Raw genomic sequence first — 20,372 nt, 5'->3', positions numbered from 1 at the left:
GGTCAGGCCCCCTCTTTCAGGGCAAGCATGGGGGCGCCGGGCTGCAGGGCCTGCCGCTCCTGTACATAAATCGCTGCAATCGTTCCTGCACCGGGACTTTGCACTGCACACTCCATCTTCATGGCTTCGATGATCGCGATCGTGTCGCCTGCCTGTACTTCGTCGCCCGCCCCGACCAGCAGCTTCCAGACGCTGCCGCCGAAGGGAGCCTCGATGAGTGTCGCTCCGTCAGGCAGGTCAATCGCCGCGGCTTGGGGTGGCTCCGCTTCGGCGGTGTCGGCGATGCGGTCGAATTCGCCGCTGCGCTGCCATTCGGCGCGCTCCTCGTCGAATGCGGTCTGCCGGCGTGCCTCGAACTCGGCAATGGCGTCCGCATTCTCGGCCAGGAATGCACGATAGTCGGCAAGTCGGAACTCGGATTCCTCGATCCGGATAGAGCGGCGACCGCTGGGAAAGTCCCGTCGCCATTCGACGAGTTCGTCGGCGCTCACCGGATAGAAGCGGATCTGGTCGAAGAAGCGCAGCAGCCAGGGCTTGCCCTCGATGAAGGCGTCGGTCTGGCGATGCGTGTTCCACACTTGAATGGTGCGACCGAAGAGCTGGTAGCCGCCGGGGCCTTCCATGCCGTATATGCACATGTAGGAGCCGCCGATGCCGACCACGTTCGGCGGCGTCCACGTGCGGGCCGGGTTGTACTTGGTAGTGACCAGCCGGTGCCGGGGGTCGACCGGAGTCGCAACCGGTGCGCCCAGATAGACGTCGCCAAGGCCCATGACGAGGTAGTTCGCCTCGAAGATGAGGTTCTCCACTGCGGCAGTATCGGGCAGACCGTTGATGCGGCGGATGAACTCGATGTTGTCCGGACACCACGGCGCGTCGTCGCGCACGGCGCCCATGTACTTCTGTATCGTCTCCAGCGTTGCAGGATCGCGCCAGCTCAGCGGCAGGTGGACAATCCGCGAAGGGATGGCGAAGTCGGCGAGATCGCCCAACCGCTCTTCTGCCGCGATCAGCTCCGCCAGTGTGGCCTTCTGGTTGAGCACCTTGCCATCGAAGTGCACCTGGAGCGAGCGGATTCCGGGAACCACGTCGAGGATGCCGGGAAGGGCGAGACGTTCCAACTCGGTCATCAGGGCGTGAACGCGGATGCGCAACTCGATGTCGAGCACGATCGGACCGTATTCGACGAGGATGTTGCGATCGCCCTGCTGGCGATAGACGGTTCGCGGCCGGACCGCGCTTTCCTCTATTTCGGCAAGGATCGGCGAGAGCTGCGCGATCGGGCGCGCTTCGCTTGTGCCATGGGCAACGCCCTCGTCGAGTAGCCGTCGCTGCGCCTGGTCGGCCGCAATGGCGTCATCGAGCGTGATCGGGGCAAAGCGCAGTTTGTCACCGGGCGAGAGCTGGCCGATCTTCCAGCGGTCGGCGGCGATGACCACGAAGGGGCATACGAAGCCGCCGAGCGAGGGGCCGTCCGGACCTAGTATGATCGGCATGTCGCCGGTAAAGTCGACCGCGCCGATGGCGTAAGGGTTATCGTGGATGTTGGACGGGTGGAGCCCCGCTTCGCCGCCGTCGGTGCGCGCCCACTTCGGCTTGGGGCCAACGAGGCGAACGCCGGTGCGATTGCTGTTGTAGTGTACCTGCCATTCGACCTTGACGATCTCGTCGATATCCTCGTCGGTGAAGAAATCGGGTGCGCCGTGCGGGCCATAGAGGACGCGAACCGTCCATTCCGTGGCAAGATCGGGCAAGTCCACATCGGGCAGAGGGGCGACCGTCGCTTCATCGCCCAGGTGCAGTGTGTCTCCCGCAAGCAGGCGGCGCGCAGCGTGGCCGCCGAACTGTCCAAGTTCAAACGTGCTGCGGCTGCCGAGATAGGGCGCGATGTCGAGCCCACCGGCAAAGAGGATGTATCCGCGTATCCCGCCGCCTGACAGGCGGCCTGTGGCGAGCGTCTGTCCCGCCTCGACCTGGATCGCCTGCCCGCGCGCAACCGGATTGCCGTCGAGGGCCGCGCCGAAGTCGGCGCCGGTCAGGCAGATGCGGGCGGGGGCGCTGAAAGTCAGGGTAGGGCCGGTAATCGTCATTTCCAGCCCGGCTGTCCCCTCTGGATTGCCAAGGAGGCGATTGCCGAGGCGAAACGACTGATCGTCCATCGGGCCCGAAGGCGGCACGCCCACTGCCCAGAGCCTTTGCCTGCCGGGCCAGTCCTGCACGGTTGTCGCAGTGCCGCCGCTGACGACGCGGATGCTGCGCGGTTTGAACGCGATGCCTTCGAGCACGCGGGTCGAAACTTCGCCGCTGACGAATGCTTCACTGCGAACCACGTCGCGCAGCCAGCGCAGGTTCGTCTCGATCCCGTCGATCCGGCACTTGTCGAGCGCGTCCTGCATGGCGGCGATGGCCTCGCTCCGGCTCGGCGCATGCACGATCAGCTTGGCGAGCATCGGATCGTACCAGATGGATACGGTGGAGCCGGCCATGATCCAGGTTTCGGCCCGTATGTCGTCGGGGAATTCGACCGAGGTCAGGGTGCCCGAGGTGGGGCGATAGTCGAGGGCCGGGTCTTCGGCATAGAGACGCACTTGCACCGAATGCCCGCTCGGCTGCTTCGGCGCCTCATCCAGGAACGAGAAGTCTCCGGCCCCGCCGCGGATCATCCATTCGACAAGGTCCAGCCCCATGACCTCTTCGGTCACACCGTGCTCGACCTGCAGGCGGGTGTTCATCTCGAGAAAGAAGAACTCTTCGCGTTCGGCATCGTAGAGGAATTCGACCGTGCCGGCAGAGCGGTAGTTCGCGGCTTCGCCCAATCGGATTGCGGCGGCGATCAGCTCGGCGCGGACCTTGGCGGGCAGAAGCGGCGCCGGGGCCTCTTCCACCACTTTCTGGTTGCGACGCTGGAGCGAGCAGTCCCGCTCGCCCAGGGCCCGAATTCGCCCTTCGCCGTCGCCGAAGATCTGCACCTCGATATGGCGCGCTCGGCGGATGTAGCGCTCGAGGAAGATGCCGGCGTCGCCGAAATTGCTCTGCCCCTGGCGGGCCACGGCGGCGAAGCTTTCGCGCACGGATGCCTCGTCCTCGCAGACCCGCATGCCGATGCCGCCGCCGCCTGCAGTGGCCTTGAGGATGACCGGAAAGCCGATCCGACGGGCGGCCGCAGCCGCTGCGCTCTCGTCGGTCAGCAAGTCTGTGCCGGGAGCCAGCGGTACGCCGTGCGCAGCAGCCAGGGCGCGGGCGCTGTGCTTCAGGCCGAAGGTACGGATATTGTCGCAGGTCGGGCCGATAAAGACGATCCCGGCCTCGGCGCAGGCTTCGGCGAACTCGACGTTCTCGGCGAGGAAGCCGTAGCCGGGGTGGATGGCATCCGCCCCGGCTTCACGCGCGGCCTTCAGGATTGCGGCGATGTCGAGGTAGCTCTCCGATGCACGGGCGGGGCCGATGCAGACGGCCTCGTCGGCCTCGGAAACGTGCAGCGAGCCTTCGTCGGCTTCCGAATAGACCGCCACCGAACGCAGTCCCATGCGACGCAGTGTACGGATGATGCGGGTGGCGATCGCCCCGCGATTGGCGATCAGGACGGTGTCGAACTTCATGCGTTGGCAACGATCATGCGTACGGGGGTCGGGTTGAAGCCGTTGCACGGATTGTTGATTTGCGGGCAGTTGGAAACGACGACGATGACGTCCATCTCCGCTCGCAGGTCAACGGTCAGTCCCGGGGCGGAAATGCCATCGACGATGCCCAGCGACCCATCGGCCTCGACCGGAACGTTCATGAAGAAGTTGATGTTAGAGACGATGTCGCGCTTGCCGCGTCCTTCGCGCAAGTTGGCTTCCAGAAAGTTTTCGACGCAGGCGTGCTCGGCCTTCGTATGGTGGCCGTAGCGCAAGGTATTGGACTCGCAGGAGCAGGCGCCGCCGATGGTATCGTGATAATCGACGGACGTGCCGGTGATCGTCATCATCGCCCGCCCTTCATTGGAGCGCAGCACAGTGCCTTCGCGCAGGAACAGGTTGCCTTGAGCGGCGACAGTGTCCTGCGCGCTGTAGCGCTCGGTATCGTCCTGTGCCGAATACAGCAGGAAATCTACTGCCTGGTTGCCCTCGAGATCCACGATGCGCAGGGTCTGGCCTGCCGCGATGTGGTGCAGCCACGGCGCCCGCGCGGGGACGATGACGTCATGCGCGACAGTGCCGGGAAGATCGGAAAGATGGGGGTCGAGGCTCATGCGATGCTGTTCCTGTCAGCGGCGAAAATAGTCTTCGACGTTTTCGAAGGCGCGCAGACCTTCGGGCGTCGCGGTGCGGATGGGGTCGTCCTCGGCAGTGATCGGACCGCGCCATGCAGTCGCGCGCAGAGGAGTGCTGCTCCAGTCTTCGCGCGGGTCGAGAACATGCGGACAGTTAGCGATCACGACGATCACGTCCATCTCGGCGCGCAGGATCAGGCTGCGGCCCGGCTCGAAGGGACCGACGAGCGGCGTGATCGTGCCATCGGTCTCGATCCGGACACCCTTGAACAGGTTGATGCAGGGGTGGATGTCGCGCCGCTGCAATCCGTGCTTTGCGGCGCCCAGAAGGAAGCGGTCGCGACCATTGGGATGGGGCCCGCTGTTGCTGCCGTCGCCGTACTTGGCGCTGTTCATGACTGCATTGGAAGTGCCGCAGAATGCATCGTGCGTGCCGGCGCCGTCGGAAACGAGGCTCATCAGCACACGGCCCATGTCCGACAACAACAGCTTGCCCTCGCCAAGATAGGCGTTCCACTGGACTTTGACGGTATCGGCAACGTTGAGCCGCTCGCTCGGCATCTCGGCATTGAAGATCAGCAGCGAAGCGCAAGCGTCTCCCTTGAGATCGATCAGCCTCAGTCGCGATCCGCGGGGCAGTCGGCGCGAAGCGTATCCGCCGGCGGCGATCGTTTCTTCCCATAGCAGGTCTTGGGCAGGTACACTCTCCGGCAGGTCCTCGGCGACAGGGGGCAGCATCGGCATGGCTTCGACTACCGTGCCTGCCATTCCACGCGCGTGGTCGCGGGCAGCAAGAGGATTCGCGAGTGTCTCGGTCATGCAGTTTCTTCCGTTTCCTGTTCGTAGAGTGGAGGCAGAAGTGCGGTCGTTGTGACGAGCTGGAGTTGTTGCACCCCGCGCACCCGGCGCAGCGCGTCGCACAGTTCTTTCAGTAGCGAGGCGGGCCCCTGCACCAGCAGGACCTCGAGGGACTGATCGTCCTCCAGGAATACATGCTGGGAAGAGATGACTTCCTTGAGGTAGTCGGCCTGGGTCTGGGCAAGCTGGTGGCGCACCCGGCCGCGGTCGCCGCGATAGACGATGGTAATGGTGCCGGCCAGCATCTCGTCCGGGCGGGTGTATGCCTCATGTTCGGCAAGCGCATGGCGGATCAGCTCTGCGATAAGCTGCGAGCGGGATGGCAGACCGCGCTCTTCGACCATCATGTCGAGCTGCCTGAACAGATCGCCGGGAAGGCTCATGCTGAGCCTGGCCAGGTTCGTTGTTTCGTTAGCCATGTCCAATCCTCTCCTTGGCACCCAGCGGGCCTTCGAGCGAGACCACTGCGCCGTCTTCCGGCTCTTCATCCGACTTGCGTAGCGGCAGATCGTAGACTGCGGTCGCGCCGAAGCGATGTGGTGCGTGTGGATCGTGTCGGCGCTTGTCGAGTGCGAGCACCCGCGTTCCCAGCGTGAAAGCTTCGCGGATGTCATGCGTGACCATGATGATCGTCAGTGCATAGTCCTGCCAGAGCCGGGTGATCAGGCCGTGCATGTCAGCGCGGATGCCGGGATCGAGCGCGCCGAACGGCTCATCGAGGAGCAGGATGCGGGGACGCTTGATCAGCGCCTGGGCGATGGCCAGACGCTGTTGCATGCCGCCCGACATCTGCGCGGGATAGAGGTCTATCGCATCGCCGAGGCCGACTGCGTTCAGCATGTCGGCCGCTTCGCTCTCGGCTGCCCGCCTTGCGCCGCCGAACAGTCGGGCAGACAGCGGAGCCTTCGCGCATTCGATGCCGAAGACCGTGTTCTGAAGGGCGGATAGATGGGGGAAGACCGAATAGCGCTGGAATACCACGCCGCGGTCCGGTCCGCACTCGGGTGCCAGCGGCGTTCCGTCGAGCAGTATGGTGCCCCGTGTAGGCACTTCCTGACCAAGGATCACCCGCAGAAGACTGCTCTTGCCAGCGCCGGATGGGCCGATGATCGATACGAAGGAGCCGGCCTCGAACTCGAGGTCCACTTTCTCGAGCACGATCTTGTCGCCGTATTCGACCCAGACGTCGCGGAGGCTGAGAAGCGCGCTCAATGGCTTGCTCCATGGGCCCAGGGGTAGAGTTTCCGGCTCGCGAAGACGAGCGCTGCGTCCATCGCGATGGCCAGCAAGGCGATCCAGGCCACGTAAGGGATGATAACGTCCATCGAGAGATAGCGGCGCACGAGAAAGATCCGGTAGCCAAGGCCGACATCGGAAGCGATCGCCTCGGCGGAAATCAGGAAGACCCAGGCCGGGCCGAGCGAGAGACGGACCGCGTGCAGAAGGCGCGGCATGGCCTGCGGGAGCGCCACGCGGATCATGATCTGCCAGGAACTGGCGCCCAATGTCTGCGCCTTGATGATCTGCTCGCGCGGCAATGCAGCGACGTGCGCGGTGATGTCACGCACCATGACAGGCGCGATGCCGATGACGATAAGGGCGATCTTCGCCGTTTCGCCGAGACCCAGCGCTATGAAAAGTATCGGCAGAAGCGCGATTGGCGGGATGACGGCAATTCCGGTCACGAGCGGACCGAGTGTTGTGCGTACCGGCGGCAGTACGCCAAGGACCAGGCCGAGTACCAGCGCGACGACGGTTGCAATGCCCAAACCGATCCCGAGCCGCTGCAAGCTCGCCAGCGTATCCGCCCAGAACAGGAGCTTTCCGGTCAGCTGATCCGGCTGGAACAGCAGGACGGAGAGAGCCCTGGCCATGCCGTTGGGAAGGGGCAGGACCTTGTCCATCGGATTGGCCGCGTGGCGCTCGGCCGCGAGGAAGATGTAGAGTAGGATGAGGAACAGGATCGGCAGGGCCCCTAGCAGGATGCCTTCGCCTCGGCGGACGTTTCTATTCACCCAGCGCATATTGTCTCACCAGCATCATCGAGTCCGAACAAAGTCTGGTCAGAGCCTTCCGTCCGCAGCCATTTTCATGAAGCTTTCGTCGAAGCGCAGCGTTACCCGGCCCGGATCGCCGAGCGTCTTGCCGCCCGGGAAGCTCATGCCGACTTCGTCGGCCGAAGAAGCACCCTTGAACAGGCCGTGCGAGAAGCTGAAATCGCGTACTTGCGTCATCGTCTGAACGAGTGCCGGCGAGGAGGTTGCCGCCGCTGCCGCCTTCGGGTCCGAATAGAGGTATGTTGTTGCGAGTTGACCTTCGAAGACTTCCGGCGTCGTCCCGGCGAGCTTGGCCATTGCGGCGCGGGCCGCCTTGCCCTCGGCATCCTGCCGCTTGATCAGGGCCATCGTCTCGTACCAGATGCCGGTCAATGCCTTGCCGAGCTTCGGATTGGCCTTGAGGGTATCGGTATCCACGACCAGCAGGTCGAGGATCTCGCCGGGGATCTGGGCAGAGCTGAATACCTGCTTCACCCCGGGCTGCTCCTTCATGACGGAGAGCTGCGGGTTCCAGGCGACCGCCGCGGTCGCGTCCGGACTGCTGAATGCGCCGACGATGTCGGCATCGGATGTATTGACGGTCTTCACATCGGTGGGCTTCAAGCCGCCCTTCTCGAGCGCGCGCGCAAGAAGGTAATGCGACACGGAAAGCTCCACCAGATAGACTTGCCGGCCCTTGATGGAGCTGAGCTGGTCCGCGCCCTTGAGCAGAACGCCGTCGTTGCCGTTCGAGTAATCGCCGACGATGATGGCACTTGTATCTTTGCCGCCCGCCGCCGGTATGGTGAGGGCATCCATATTGGTCACGGTCACGCCATCGAATTTGCCGGCGGTATACTGATTGACCGATTCCACGTAGTCGTTGACCTGCACGACGTTAATCTTGATGCCGTACTTGTCAGCCCACTTCTTCACGATGCCGGCTTGCTGCGCATAGGGCCATGGCATCCAGCCGGCATAGATTGACCACCCGATATTGAATTCAGTGCGGGCTTGCGGCGTGGTATCTGCCCCGGGCGAACACGATACCGCAAGAAGCGTTCCGGCCAACAAAGCGATCCTGCTGGATCTGACGAACGACATGACCATGATTCGATCCCCTTTCGCAGTGCAGCATCAGTGAGAAGCCCGCGCTTGTCCATTAAAAAATATTACCGAAAGAAATTTAGGTAATAACTCCGCCAAAGTGGATTCGATGGCCAGGCCGGATTCGCCTCTGGTCTGGTCGAGCATTGCGATGACGCTTCTACGCCGGGAATCGCAGAAAGACGCGTACCTTAGCAGGGTTCACGTTTTCTCTAAAGTTTCACATGGCAGGAATGCGAATCAGATCTCGCCGGAGCGTTGCTTGCTCGCCAAGCAGTGCGGTCGAAGCCGGAATGCTTCCATTCGGTGTAAGGTCAGGCGCATGCGAAACTACCGGTTTGTGCGGTGCAACGCGAATTCCAGTCATACTGAGCAACTGCAAAATTATTACGCTTGACGACTTGTGTAATATCCATACCGTATGCCGTGTCGTTCTTTGAAGCGGCGAAGATCAAGGGGCGATCCGGTCGGCCTTTCGCCGGCGTGAAATGAGGGCTCGTGGATTGAAGACTGGCCAGCGGTCATTTCCCAAATGGGGAGTTGTCGGTCGTAATGCGCACAGTTCTGTGCGCAGGGTCTTTTGGTCCACAAGTAGATCCTCGGCTCGTTCCGCAGGAATGCAACGGCGCACGTATTACCGCGTCGCAAGAAGACCGCTACCGAATACGGCGGGCTCATGGAATACCGAGTAGGACCGGCCAATATCGGACCGGAAAGGCGCCGGCATAGCCAGAGCGTCAACGGGAGGGATGTCACTTGAGGCTCAACGGCATAGGGGGTCGAAGTGACTATGAAATTGTTTCGCAATACATTGCTTGGCGCTACCTTTCTCATGGGCGTCGGGACCACTTCGGCTTATGCGCAGGATGCAGCGGCAGGCGGTGAAACGGGCGGCGATATCGTCGTAACGGCCACGCGTCGCGCAACTTCTCTGCAGGATGTGCCGATCAATATCAGTGCCGTCGGCGAGGAGCAGCTCTCCCGGCAGCGTATCGATGACGTTCGCGATCTGGCGGACTTTACGCCCGGCATGACCATCTCTGACACGGGGCCCGGATCGACCGGATCGATCGTGCTGCGTGGTCTGAACGCCTCGGACGTGGATTCGACCGGTGCCTCGTATGACGACGCGCTGGGCATGTATCTGGGCGAGGTTCCCCTCTATTACGACTTCAAGCTTCTTGACATTGCGCGCGTCGAAACGCTGTTGGGGCCTCAGGGCACGCTATATGGTCTCGGCACGCTGGCGGGCGCCATTCGTAACATTCCCAATCGGCCGAATACGGACACGATCGAGGGGGAGGTGCACGGCCGCTTCTACGGCAAACAGCATAGCGGCAAGCTGGGATACCAGGTCGACGGCGTCATCAATATACCGATCGTCACGGACCACGTCGCGTTTCGTTCGGCTACCGGATATTTCTACGATCCCGGCTTCATCGACTATCCGCTCCTGCTGCAGGAACCGGGCGTATCGCTTCCGCAGCCCAGTGGTCCTGACGGTGTGACCGACGCGGACTATGCTGCAAACTTGATGAGCCGCAAGGATCTCAACTTTGAGAAGACCTTCACCACACGCAACCAGTTGCTTGTCCAGTTCAGCGAAGACCTGAAGGTGAACTTCACCTACGCGTACCAGCAGACCAAGACTGACGGTGGCCAGTACAACAGCGACGGCGTGCTCGGCACGGGAAAGTATGAAAGTGCCGGCCGTTACATCGAACCCGTGAACCGCCATGCGCATCTCGGCAGCATGGAGATAAACGCCAATCTCGCGGACATTGCAGATCTTGTGGCGACCACCGCGTACACCAATGTGCGCAACCGCACCCAGGCGGACAATACCGACCTCCTCTTGGACCTGGATTACGGTTACGAGACCTTTCCGGCCTTTTCGAGCTGGAACGAGGCCGATGATCACCGCAAGCAGTTCAATCAGGAAGTGCGCTTCGTTTCCCGCCATGGCGGACCGTTCAGCTGGGTCCTGGGTGGCTTCTATAACGAGCAGAAGCGACAGCGCGATTACATCGAACATGTGCCCAATCATCCCTGGGTCGAATTCGGGACGCAGCCCAATCCGGACGAAGTCGAGTACGCGTCCTTCGTGAAGTCGAAGGTGACCGAGAAGGCGGTCTTCGGTGAAGGTACGTTCCGCGTGACGCCGGCATGGCAGGTAACCGCCGGTGCGCGCTATTTCGGATACACTTCCAATATCTCGGGGCTCTCCGTGCTTCCGCTGCTGGGAGACCCGGTCAGTCCGTATGACCTGGAGCCTGCCGGCGGCAAGACGAAGAAGAGCGGCTGGGTCTGGAAATTCAACAGTTCGTACAATTTTACGCCGGACCTGATGGTCTATGCGACTTACAGCAAGGGCTATCGCATCGGCGGGCCTAACACCGTCGCGCCATGTATCCTGCCGCTGGATCCAACCCAGCAGAACGTCTGTGCTTTGCCAAATGAAATCCAGTACGGTCCTGACACGACCAAGAATGCGGAAATCGGTGTTCGCGCGCAATTTTTCGACCGCAAGCTCAATTTCAATTTCAACGTGTTCCAGATCAAGTGGAGCGGCATCCAGGTCGATTCCGCGACGCTGAACGGTATCGTCGGCATCACGGTGAATGGCGGCAAGGCCAAGTCGCAGGGCTTCGAAACCTCGTTCCAGGTCCTCCCTCTTCCCGGCCTGTCGATCCAGGGAACCTATTCCTACGTCGATGCCAAGTTGACCGAGGATGTGCCGGGTATCATTACCATCAACGATCCGGCGGGGACCTATCCGAGCAATCCGATCCAGTTGGACGCTCTGGACGGCGATCGCCTCCCCGGCTCGGCGAAGCACAGCGGAAGCCTTGGGGCGACCTACACCATGCCTGTCATGGCCGGGAACCTCGTGGCCGACTGGACGGCGACCTATCGCGGCAATGTCGTGACGCGCCTTGGCTGGGATCGTGCCTATGGCGACAGGTTACCCAGCTACGTGTTGCACCGCGCGTCCCTGACTTATGAAGCCGACCGGTACAGCATCGGCCTGTTCGCGAATAATATCTTCGACAAGTATGCGGTGGCTTCTGTTTCCAACGATCGTTCGCGTGTCGGCCTGAATGACGGCGTTCTGCTGCGCTACTACAAGCAAACGGTCATCAACCCGCGGACCTTCGGGATCGAACTACGGTACAAGTACTGATCTGGCATGGGCGGGACGCTGTTCCGGGAGGTCAGCGCCCCACTATTTTCAAGACTGTTTCGAGGCCAGTCGTTCGAAGGCATCGTTTTTCCTCAGCAATGCCCTCTGTCGGTCAGGGACTCCATCGAGAAAGGCAAAGGCATTGGCACGCGCAACTGCAGTCAGACGTTCGCACGCACTCGCCTTCGCCAGCGCGCTTGCGGCAGCATGGTCCTGGAGTGCACAAGCTGCAGCGCCGGCGCCGCAGCTTTTCAAGGAACGCTGGATAGCCGGTAACTTGGCGCAGGAACCGGTGGTGCAGGTTCAGGCGCTCGACGACGATACTTTCGTTATTCGCCAGTCCATCAAGACGAACTTCGAGGCGCCTTTTCTTTACCTGATGTTCGGGCGCGACAAGGCACTGATGATTGATACGGGGGCGCAAGGCGGCCAGATCAGGCCCGTGGTCGACCGACTGGTCGCCGAATGGTTGTTGGCAAAGCATCGCAGCAGCATTCCGCTGGTCGTTGCGCATAGCCACAGCCATGGCGATCACATCGCAGGCGACGGGGCGTTCCGGGATAGGCCGGAGACGGTCGTTGTCGGATTGCAGGCGGGGAACGTGGCCGAATTTTTCGGAGTGGCGAACTGGCCGGATGGAATCGCGACCTTCGATCTGGGTGGTCGCCCGCTCAAGATCATTCCGACGCCGGGCCATCAGAAGGCTGCGATCGCTGTCTACGATTCCCGTCTGCAGATCCTTTTGTCAGGCGACACGATCTATCCCGGCAGGCTCTATGTACCGGTCAATTTCCTGGCAGAGGAGCGCGCGAGCGTTGACAGGCTTGCCGCATTCGCCGCCAGCCATCCCATCCGTGCCCTGCTGGGTGCGCATATCGAGATGACCGTGCAGCCAGGTCGCGACTATGCGCATGAGGTACTCTCACACGCGGCAGAACATGTCCTGGAACTGCCGGTTGGGACAATCGGCGAATTGCAGGAAGGCCTTAAGGCCGATCTGGATGTGCCCGATCGGCCTCAGGTCCACGATAATTTCATCATCTATCCCGTCCCCGCGCGCACGGAATGAAAGTTGCACAATGTTACAGGATTTTCTTGCACGCCGAGGCTTCGGCCTCCTTGATGGGATCGCCGGCTGCCTAGCCTTGTCGCTGAAGCTCTAAGTTTTCGTGGATTTCCGTCTCATCCGGCACGAGACCGGGAGATTGGAAGTGAGCCGCAGCATGCGCAGGCGATCAGGCTTCGACGATGTCCACGACGTCGCCTTGGCGGGTGAAAGGAACCTGGCGCAGGACTTTCGTGCGATAATCGGGTGTCAGCACGGTATCGACGGCGACGAAAGTCGCTAGCCCGTTCTCGCGCCCGAATTCCACGCGCACGTAGCCCTGGTGCATGTTGTCGGTCCAGGTCACTTCGGGGATGTGTTCGGCATAGGCTCTGTCTAGCAGTTGCGCGGTCGTATCGTCGAAACCGCTCGATACGAAATCGCCCGGTGATGAAATGCCTGCGGTTCCGAATTCGATCCCTGCCGGGCGGCCGTCTTCGTCGGCCAGCCGATTGACCCAGAAACTGTGGCTGTCTCCGGACAGGAAGACCAGATCGCCGGCCCCGGCGCGGCGCGAAAGCCCGTAAAGACGTTCGCGCGCCCACGGGTAACCGCCCCAGGCGTCCGTATAGTCCGGAAGGTTGTACTTGCCTTTCCATGCCAACGCGACGGCCGGGTCGGCTGCGAGCCTGGCGAAATCTTCGGCGGTCTTTGCGAGTGCCAGTCGAGGCGCTGGATCGGGCACGATGCCGAGGGCAGCCACGTCCGGCACTTCGACCCGGCCGATCACCATTGGGCAGCCGATGATCCGCCATGGCCGACCCTCTCGAACCGAGTCCGACAGCGCCGCCTCGAGATCCTGTTCCAGCAGGGGCGACAGGATCGGTCGGTCGGGGGCGCCGAGCACGTCCTTGCGGAATCGCTCCGCCGAGGCCTGATCGACTATGTCCTTGGCATGATCGATATATTCGATCTGCTTGGCGCGCGCGGTGTGCCGGGTTTCCAGGGTGTGCAGCAGGGCAAGGTCGCCGAAGTCGTAGCGGCGCCAGAATTGCATGCGCTTGCGTCCCGGAGCCGATAGCCATTTCGGTTCACGCACGGGCATCCATTCGAAATAGGCCTGGATCGATGCGGCGCGGCGCGTGTTCCAGTCGCCTTCGGTGTCAGGTTGGTGGTTCTGCGCGCCGCCGGTCCAGTTGTTGTTAGCGCTTTCGTGGTCGTCCCAGCAGGCCAGGAGCGTATGATTGGCATGCATCGCCTGCGAACCCGCATCGGTCTTGTACTGTGCGTGGCGCATCCGGTAATCCGCGAGCGAGACGATCTCGTGCAATGGGGCCTGCACCCGGCCGATCGCCTGCGCGACATCTGCCCCCCAACCGTCCTTGCCGCCATATTCGTAGATGTAGTCGCCGGTGTGGAGGACGAAATCGACATTGCTGTCGCGGGCGATGGCGTCATAGGCATTGAAAAACCCGAAGGCGTAGTTCGAGCATGAAGCCAGGGCGATGCCCAGCCGCTCCAGTCGACCTTGCGGAAGGGTTCGCGCGCGGCCGACAGGCGAAAGGGCATCGCCGAGCCGGAAGCGATAGTAGTGGATGCTTCCCGGCGCGAGACCGTCGGCCAGGACCTTGACCGTGTGGTCACGGCTCGCATCGGTGCGGAAAACGCCGGTTCCGACCAGCTTTGCGAAGTCCGGCGTGTCGCTGAGTTCCCAGGTCACCTCCACCGGTCCGGCAGCGGTCACGCGCGTCCACAGCACCACGCCGGTGGCATCGGGATCTCCGCTCGCCACCCCGTGCCGAAAGGTGGGGTTGCTCGAGACCTCATGGGCGCGAAGGAGTGCTGGCTGGCCCAGCAAGGCCGCGGTGCCGGCAATCCCCGCGAGCAGGGCGCGCCGGGATACGCAGGCCTGGCTGATCTGGCGTTTCATTGTCCCTCGTTCCTCAGAAGTCAGCGGTAACGGTGAAGATTGCCGTACGCGGTGCGCCGATCCATGCGTAGCCGCCGGAAATGCCGCCGAGATAGCGCTCGTCGGTAAGATTGTTGACGGTGAGCGCGAATTCGAGATCCTTGAGGATGTCGCTGAGTCCTTCGCCCTTTACGCTGATGTTGAGGTCGGTGAGGAAATAGTTCTGCGCCACCAGGCTGTTGCCGGAGTCGGCGAACCGGTCGCCGGTGTACTTGCCAGTCAGACCTGCGGTGACCGGGCCGTATGTGTAGGAGCCGGAAAGGACCCACATGTGGCGCGGAATTCCGGCGACGCGATTGCCGGCCAGCCCGTTCAGCATGGCGATAGTCGCGTCGTCCTCGGTGGTGCCGGTGTCGAGGTCACTGATCGAACGGTACTTCGCATCGATGTAGGTATAGGCGCCGTAGAGATTGAGACCTTCGAACGGCGTCACGTTGGCAAGCAGTTCGAAGCCTTCAGAGTCGATGCCGCCAGCGTTGAAGAACTTGCCGTCACCTTCTCCGAGGTAGTCGTTGCCGGCCGAGGAACTGTTCGAGACGAAAAGGACCTGGTTGGAGAACTTGGCCTTGAACCATGTGGCCGATCCGCGGAACCAGCTGCCCTGGTAGCGCAGGCCCGCTTCCCAGTTCTCGGAAGTTTCCGGCTTGAGCTGGGACAGGTCGGCATCGCCGAATTCGAGCACCGCGTCGGTCAGCGCCTTGAAGTTCTCTGCGTAGCCGGCGAACAGGTCGAGTCCGGTCATCGGTTCGATCTGCACGCCGCCGGAGAGCAGCACGTCGGACTTCGACTTGAACCTGGTGTCGGGCGTGTCGCCGAAGAGGTCGACCCGGTCGATGTGATTGATGAACTGCTTGGCGCCGAAATTGGCCGTGACCGGTCCGAACTGCACCGTATCCTGCGCATACCACTTGAAGGTGTCCTGCGGATACTTGCGGCTGTACTGGGTCCAGTAGGGTGTCGCCTCGTATGCGGGACCGACCTGCGTATCGATGACATTGTGCCAGTCGCGCCATTCCTGGCGATGCGTGTCCTCGTACCACAGACCGCCACGCAAGGTGTTCTCGAGGGTGCCGAGTTGCCATTTCCATGCCGCATCGCCGGTGAAGCCCAGACGGTCCTTGCGGTAGTGCGTATGGCGATAGGACTGCGCGCCGATGGCCCCTGCCGGATAGCATGCAGGGTCGTAGCTTGCGTCGGTCGTGCCGCCGTAAGGATAAGTCAGCGAGCCGGTGCATCCGGAGGTCGGGGTGAGCGAAACTCCGTTGGCATCGACGAAGTATATCGTGCCCAGCGGCGAACCGCCGTTGACGGTGCCGATGCCCGAAAGTTCGCTTTCCGGGTTGCCAGCGCCGTCTGCGGTAACATCGACCACGTATTGCGGCACCCAGTCGCCGCGTCCGGCCATGTCGTGATAATAGGCCGAAACACGCAGGTCCAGGCTGTCGGCGATGGTCGTTTCCGCCTTCAGATAGCCCAGGAAGTTCTTGCGCAGCGTCGACCATGCGCGGCGATAGGCCTGATCCTGATAGGGGACGCCGGTCCAGTTGGTGGTGAGGCCATCGGTGCTCGGGATATCGACGTATTGGTCGGGAAAGAAGAGCTGGTCGTAGTTGTCTTCGTGGGCGTCGTCGTAGCTGGCATAGCCGGTGATCCTGACCGGCGCGTCGATGATGAACTTGCCCGCGAAGTTATCGCGATGATTCTGGGCCGAGCCGCCGATCCAGTCCGTCGCCTCCTGATGCGAATAGGAGAACCAGGCCTTGGCCGCGCCGTTGAGGAAAAGACCCGTGTCGACACGGCCGTAATAGCGGCTGGCCTCGAAATCGCCTACTGAGCCGGATAGCCGCACGCGCATTTCATCGAGCGGATCCGAGGTCACGAAGTTGAGCGTGCCGCCCAGCGCCTCGTTCGAAAGCGAGCCAATGTCGGCCGTTCCCTGCGAAACCTCGACGGTCGCGATATTCATGGTGTCGATGAAGCGATTGGCCTTGGCGCCGCCGCCGTAGTTCGATCCGCCATTGGGCAATCCGTCGATCGTGATGCCGACCTGCTGTTGGTCGAGATTGGTCTGGAAACCGCGGATGGAGACGGTCGTCGACCAGTCGTCGAAACCGAAGGCGTCGCCTTCCTGCACCTGGACGCCCGGCAAGGTATCGACCAGATCGAGCACCGATGCGAGCGGCGGTTGTTCCGCGATCATCTGTTCGGTCAGCATGGAGTTGTTGTAGGTCGTGCGCGTACCCGTGACGACAATGGCCTCGGCATCGACATTCTCAGCTTCGGCAGCCTCGTCGGCTTGTGCCGGCGAGGCTGCGGCGATTACCGCAAGGCTCGCGCCAAGTATGCTCATGTGACGAACGGTCTGGAATCGCATTTCTGTGCCCCCTAAGAAACTTGCTTGCGGGGCATGTGGTCGAGTTTGTTTACAGGCCGCAGTCAGTTTGCGGGCGGTTCCGTGTCAGATATGTGTCCCGGATGTGTCGGAAGGCCAAAGGAACCTTGAGGAACCGGGCACATCTACGGGCATCGGAATGCCGGTCTTCGCCTTCATCGAGCAGTCGCCTTGGGCCGATGACGACCTGCAGGATCCTGGACGCGGCGTCATCTTGGATGGCGCCGGGCGAGTGCGATTCCGGCAAGGTTCTGCTCCCGCTTGATCCAGCGGATCCGGCCGGGGCGAACCTCGTGCGCCAGGGCCAGGAATATTGAGACATGCCTGTGTGGGGCAATCTCTCCGCGCATTGCCAGATTGGCCTTCTGCACCACTTCCCGGGCATCGCCGATCAGTTCAACGTCGGTCAGGTCCATGGCACGTGATACTTCCAGCGCCTGAACAAGGGCCAGCCATTCGGCATCGCCATTCGAGCCATGTCCCATGTCCTCGAACAGATGCGTCTTGCCGCGAACCACCACGGCCGCCTCCATCCGACCGGGATTCGGGCGGCTTCCACCATCGAAGAACACCTTGACCCTGCGCCGTGCCATGCCCGCTTCCCTCAAGTTCTCTGCAAAGGTACTAGGCTAACCCCCGCCTTGAGGAAATCCCGTGCTTCCTGATCAGGCGCGCGCTCGAACCCATCCTGTCGACCGGTAGTAAAAAACATTCGTACATGTTTTTTGGAAAATCTTGATTCCGATCAAGTCGATTGGATCGTGCGCACATTAGGGCTGCTTCGGCGAGATGGGAGAACGTCGATGGACACCGCATTCGAGATGGCGCTTTACGAAGGCATGGCCGGGGAGAAAGCCCGCAAGGGGCCACCGGATGGCTTTCCACGTCTGCCGTTGATTCCAGCCGCGCGCTACACCGATCCGGCCTTCCTTGCGCTGGAGAGGAAATTTCTGTGGCAGAACGTGTGGCTCTATGCCCTGCACGTCGACGAACTGCCGGAGCCGGGCGATTATCGCTTGTGGGACAGGACGGGCTCGCCGATCGTGATCGTCCGCGGCAAGGATGGCGCTATCCGTGCCTTCTACAACAGCTGCAGCCACCGCGGCGCCCCGCTGGTTGAAAAGGTCCAGGGCGCGACGCAAGGTTTCTTCTGCCGCTACCACGGCTGGACCTATGACCTTGCCGGCAATCTCAATTCCGTTCGCGAACTGCGCGATTTTCCTCAGTTCGATAGGTCGTGCCACGGCCTCAGGAAAGTGCGCTGCGAAACCTGGGGGAACTGGGTCTTCGTCAACGAGAATCCCGATGCCGAGCCGCTCGATCGGTTTCTCGGCGGGATTGTCGACGACTGGGCGAATCTGGGCGTCGAACATCTGCGCCACATCCAGTCGGACAGTTTCGTCATCGACTGTCAGGTCAAGGTGCTGATCGACGCTTTCCTCGAAACCTACCACCTCAAGTCTATCCATCCCAATACCGTGGATCGTTTCCTCGACAGCCGCTCCTCGTTCATGAACCTGTGGGAGCGTGGCCATTCCATGATGACGACGGCGCACCGCGATCCCGAATGGCGAGATCCCGGGGCGCGGGGTATGCCGCAGATCGAAGGGGCCGAGGACATTTTCGAGCAGAATCCGTCCTACAACATCTTCCCGAACCTGGTGACGCCGCCCTCGAGGACCGGAATGCCATTCCTGACCTTCTGGCCGCGGGACGATCGCTCGATGGTGGTCGACGTACACTGGTTCGGGCCGGAAGGATCGCAGGGGCACGAGATGTGGCCGACCCGCATCTCCAACCTGGGTCGCATCCTTGAGGAAGACACGCAGTTTGCGCCATCGATCCAGAAGTCGGTCGAGGCAAAGGGGTTCGAGGGCCTGAACCTGTCCTATCAGGAGCGGCGCATCTACGCCTGGCACATGGAACTGGACCGCCTGATCGGCGATGCCTTGCCCGAGCAACTGCGGCTGGAACCCGTGCTCGCCCCCTGGATCGAGAGCCATTGAGGAACGCTGCCATGGTCACAACCTATCGCGAATTGCTCGATGCCGACAGCCGCAGTGCGCCCGAGGTCTTGCGGGCCGATCAGCGCGGGGATTTCGGCCATGCGCCGATCTGCGCAAAGCGTTACATCGATCAGGCCTTCTTCGACTGCGAGGTTCAGATGATGTGGTCCAGGGTCTGGCAAATGGCCTGCCGGGAAGAGGACATTCCCGAGGTGGGCGACGTCCACGTCTATGACATCATCGAACGGTCGGTGCTGGTAGTGCGCAGCGCGCCCGATCGGATCGAAGCGTTCCCCAATTCATGCCTGCACCGTGGCCGCAAGCTGATGGATGAAAGCGGTCGCGTGGAAACGATGCGCTGCGGATTCCACGGCTGGAGCTGGAAGCTCGACGGGTCGATCCGCTCGGTGCCGTGCCGGCAGGAATTCGCCGGACTTTCTGATGCCGACCTGCATTTGCCGCAGATCCGCGTCGGTCGCTGGGGCGGCTTCGTCTTCATCAATTTCGACAGGGATGGGCCCTCGCTCGAGGATTACCTTGGCGTGGTGCCCCGACACTTCGAACGCTGGAGGCTGGAAGACCGCTGGAAGGCCGTTCATGTGGCTCGGGTCATCCCCTGCAACTGGAAAGTGGCGCAGGAAGCTTTCATGGAGAGCTATCACGTCATTGCCACGCACCCCCAGATCCTGCCCTTCTTCTCGGACGTGGGATCGCAATACGACGTCTACGGTCCGCACGTGAACCGCAACCTTGCCGCCTTCGGTGAACCTAGCCCGCATCTGCCTGAAAGGCCGGGAAACGATGAGGTGATAGGTGGCATGTTAGGCTTGTGGGGGCGCAAGATGCCGGAGAATCTCGCTGCCGAGGCAGTGCCCGCGCGCGAGTTCCTGGGCGAAGCCGCACGCAGCAGCATCGTCCGGGCGACCGGGGGCGACCTCGAAAAGGCCACCGATGCCGAGATGCTCGACGCGATCGTCTACAATGTGTTTCCCAACTTTGCGCCCTGGGGCGGCTTTGCGCCCAATATCGTCTATCGCTGGAGGCCAAATGGCCGTGCTGTCGACAGCTGCATCATGGAAGTCATGATCCTCAAGCCCGTAAAGGAGGGTGAGGCGAGGCCTCGCGGTGTGCCGGTGCACTGGCTTGGAGAGGACGAACCATGGTCCAATGCAACCGAATTGCCGGCACTGGGGCCGGTGATCGACCAGGACATGGCAAACATGCCTCAGGTGCAGACAGGCCTCAAGGCATCGCTTGCCGGCACGGTGCAACTCGCCGGTTACATGGAAAGCCGCATCCGGCACTTCCACGAGACACTCGATGCGTATCTTGAAGGACGCTTGCCGGCGTGAATCTGCCTTCGCTCCGGCGTGGAAGGCAGGAGCTATTCAAAAGAGGCGCAAGCACGATTTTCCCGTGCTTGCCCTGCGTCGCGAAACGATTTGGCGCCGCAGATACCATATTCTGCTATGAAAGCAGGAAAGGGTTCCTGCGCAAGGTTTGTGGTTCGGCGCCTTATC

At 61.9% G+C, this 20,372-nt stretch carries 14 protein-coding genes; 4 read left to right on the top strand and 10 right to left on the bottom strand.

All coding sequences use genetic code 11. From position 1 onward, the window contains the following. Positions 1-2: 2 nt before the first annotated feature. From uca to PP1Y_RS02000, 7 genes are read right to left on the bottom strand one after another with little or no spacing between them, the layout of a single operon-like run. On the bottom strand, positions 3-3,599 hold the full coding sequence (gene uca / locus PP1Y_RS02030) for an urea carboxylase (RefSeq protein ID WP_013836443.1): 3,597 nt from the start codon (positions 3,597-3,599) through the stop codon (positions 3-5). After that, positions 3,596-4,234 (bottom strand): urea amidolyase associated protein UAAP2, encoded by a 639-nt coding sequence (locus PP1Y_RS02025; protein ID WP_013836442.1) that lies wholly within the window; start codon positions 4,232-4,234, stop codon positions 3,596-3,598. The genes uca and PP1Y_RS02025 overlap by 4 nt, the downstream gene beginning before the upstream one ends. 15 nt (positions 4,235-4,249) lie before the next feature. After that, positions 4,250-5,074 carry an urea amidolyase associated protein UAAP1 gene (locus PP1Y_RS02020; protein WP_013836441.1) on the bottom strand — a complete coding sequence of 275 codons (825 nt, stop codon included), beginning with the start codon at positions 5,072-5,074 and terminating at the stop codon, positions 4,250-4,252. Then, positions 5,071-5,532 (bottom strand): CopG family ribbon-helix-helix protein, encoded by a 462-nt coding sequence (locus PP1Y_RS02015; protein WP_013836440.1) that lies wholly within the window; start codon positions 5,530-5,532, stop codon positions 5,071-5,073. Before PP1Y_RS02015 ends, PP1Y_RS02020 begins: the two co-directional genes overlap by 4 nt. Then, positions 5,525-6,325, bottom strand: coding sequence for an ATP-binding cassette domain-containing protein (locus tag PP1Y_RS02010; protein WP_013836439.1), 801 nt, complete (start codon positions 6,323-6,325; stop codon positions 5,525-5,527). The genes PP1Y_RS02015 and PP1Y_RS02010 overlap by 8 nt, the downstream gene beginning before the upstream one ends. Beyond that, positions 6,322-7,137 carry an ABC transporter permease gene (locus tag PP1Y_RS02005; RefSeq protein WP_013836438.1) on the bottom strand — a complete coding sequence of 272 codons (816 nt, stop codon included), beginning with the start codon at positions 7,135-7,137 and terminating at the stop codon, positions 6,322-6,324. Before PP1Y_RS02005 ends, PP1Y_RS02010 begins: the two co-directional genes overlap by 4 nt. A 39-nt stretch (positions 7,138-7,176) precedes the next feature. Beyond that, positions 7,177-8,259, bottom strand: coding sequence for a putative urea ABC transporter substrate-binding protein (locus PP1Y_RS02000; protein ID WP_013836437.1), 1,083 nt, complete (start codon positions 8,257-8,259; stop codon positions 7,177-7,179). 787 nt (positions 8,260-9,046) lie between these two features. Between PP1Y_RS02000 and PP1Y_RS01995 the strand changes: the two genes are divergently transcribed. Then, positions 9,047-11,440, top strand: coding sequence for a TonB-dependent receptor (locus tag PP1Y_RS01995; protein ID WP_013836435.1), 2,394 nt, complete (start codon positions 9,047-9,049; stop codon positions 11,438-11,440). Positions 11,441-11,582: 142 nt separating this feature from the next. Next, positions 11,583-12,509, top strand: a complete 927-nt coding sequence (locus tag PP1Y_RS01990) for an MBL fold metallo-hydrolase (protein ID WP_013836434.1) — start codon at positions 11,583-11,585, stop codon at positions 12,507-12,509. 166 nt (positions 12,510-12,675) lie between these two features. Here PP1Y_RS01990 and PP1Y_RS01985 read toward each other — a convergent pair whose 3' ends face one another. From PP1Y_RS01985 to PP1Y_RS01975, 3 genes are all read right to left on the bottom strand, one after another. Next, on the bottom strand, positions 12,676-14,415 hold the full coding sequence (locus tag PP1Y_RS01985) for an alkaline phosphatase (RefSeq protein ID WP_013836433.1): 1,740 nt from the start codon (positions 14,413-14,415) through the stop codon (positions 12,676-12,678). Positions 14,416-14,428: 13 nt separating this feature from the next. Further along, complete coding sequence (locus tag PP1Y_RS01980; RefSeq protein ID WP_041558219.1) at positions 14,429-16,828, bottom strand: TonB-dependent receptor domain-containing protein; 2,400 nt, start codon at positions 16,826-16,828, stop codon at positions 14,429-14,431. Positions 16,829-17,055: 227 nt separating this feature from the next. After that, positions 17,056-17,439: a ribonuclease HI gene (locus PP1Y_RS01975; protein WP_013836431.1), complete on the bottom strand. Its 384-nt coding sequence runs from the start codon at positions 17,437-17,439 to the stop codon at positions 17,056-17,058. A gap of 210 nt (positions 17,440-17,649) precedes the next feature. Here PP1Y_RS01975 and PP1Y_RS01970 point away from each other — a divergent pair, with 210 nt between their 5' ends. Together PP1Y_RS01970 and PP1Y_RS01965 are read left to right on the top strand one after the other, a co-directional pair. After that, a complete protein-coding gene (locus PP1Y_RS01970) occupies positions 17,650-18,852 on the top strand; it encodes an aromatic ring-hydroxylating dioxygenase subunit alpha (RefSeq protein ID WP_051009925.1) in 1,203 nt (400 codons plus the stop codon). Positions 18,853-18,863: 11 nt separating this feature from the next. Further along, positions 18,864-20,204, top strand: coding sequence for an SRPBCC family protein (locus tag PP1Y_RS01965; protein ID WP_013836429.1), 1,341 nt, complete (start codon positions 18,864-18,866; stop codon positions 20,202-20,204). Positions 20,205-20,372 lie beyond the last annotated feature (168 nt).

Source organism: Novosphingobium sp. PP1Y (assembly GCF_000253255.1).
GTDB lineage: Bacteria > Pseudomonadota > Alphaproteobacteria > Sphingomonadales > Sphingomonadaceae > Novosphingobium.
Note: the sequence above shows the minus strand (reverse complement) of the source record. Positions and strands in the feature narration are given on the sequence as shown.

Excerpts from the sequence above, each read along its gene's own strand:
- uca (WP_013836443.1), bottom strand. The coding sequence starts at position 3,599 with ATGAAGTTCGACACCGTCCTGATCGCCAATCGCGGGGCGATCGCCACC.
- PP1Y_RS02025 (WP_013836442.1), bottom strand. The coding sequence starts at position 4,234 with ATGAGCCTCGACCCCCATCTTTCCGATCTTCCCGGCACTGTCGCGCAT.
- PP1Y_RS02020 (WP_013836441.1), bottom strand. The coding sequence starts at position 5,074 with ATGACCGAGACACTCGCGAATCCTCTTGCTGCCCGCGACCACGCGCGT.
- PP1Y_RS02015 (WP_013836440.1), bottom strand. The coding sequence starts at position 5,532 with ATGGCTAACGAAACAACGAACCTGGCCAGGCTCAGCATGAGCCTTCCC.
- PP1Y_RS02005 (WP_013836438.1), bottom strand. The coding sequence starts at position 7,137 with ATGCGCTGGGTGAATAGAAACGTCCGCCGAGGCGAAGGCATCCTGCTA.
- PP1Y_RS02000 (WP_013836437.1), bottom strand. The coding sequence starts at position 8,259 with ATGGTCATGTCGTTCGTCAGATCCAGCAGGATCGCTTTGTTGGCCGGA.
- PP1Y_RS01995 (WP_013836435.1), top strand. The coding sequence starts at position 9,047 with ATGAAATTGTTTCGCAATACATTGCTTGGCGCTACCTTTCTCATGGGC.
- PP1Y_RS01985 (WP_013836433.1), bottom strand. The coding sequence starts at position 14,415 with ATGAAACGCCAGATCAGCCAGGCCTGCGTATCCCGGCGCGCCCTGCTC.
- PP1Y_RS01980 (WP_041558219.1), bottom strand. The coding sequence starts at position 16,828 with ATGCGATTCCAGACCGTTCGTCACATGAGCATACTTGGCGCGAGCCTT.
- PP1Y_RS01975 (WP_013836431.1), bottom strand. The coding sequence starts at position 17,439 with ATGGCACGGCGCAGGGTCAAGGTGTTCTTCGATGGTGGAAGCCGCCCG.
- PP1Y_RS01970 (WP_051009925.1), top strand. The coding sequence starts at position 17,650 with ATGGACACCGCATTCGAGATGGCGCTTTACGAAGGCATGGCCGGGGAG.
- PP1Y_RS01965 (WP_013836429.1), top strand. The coding sequence starts at position 18,864 with ATGGTCACAACCTATCGCGAATTGCTCGATGCCGACAGCCGCAGTGCG.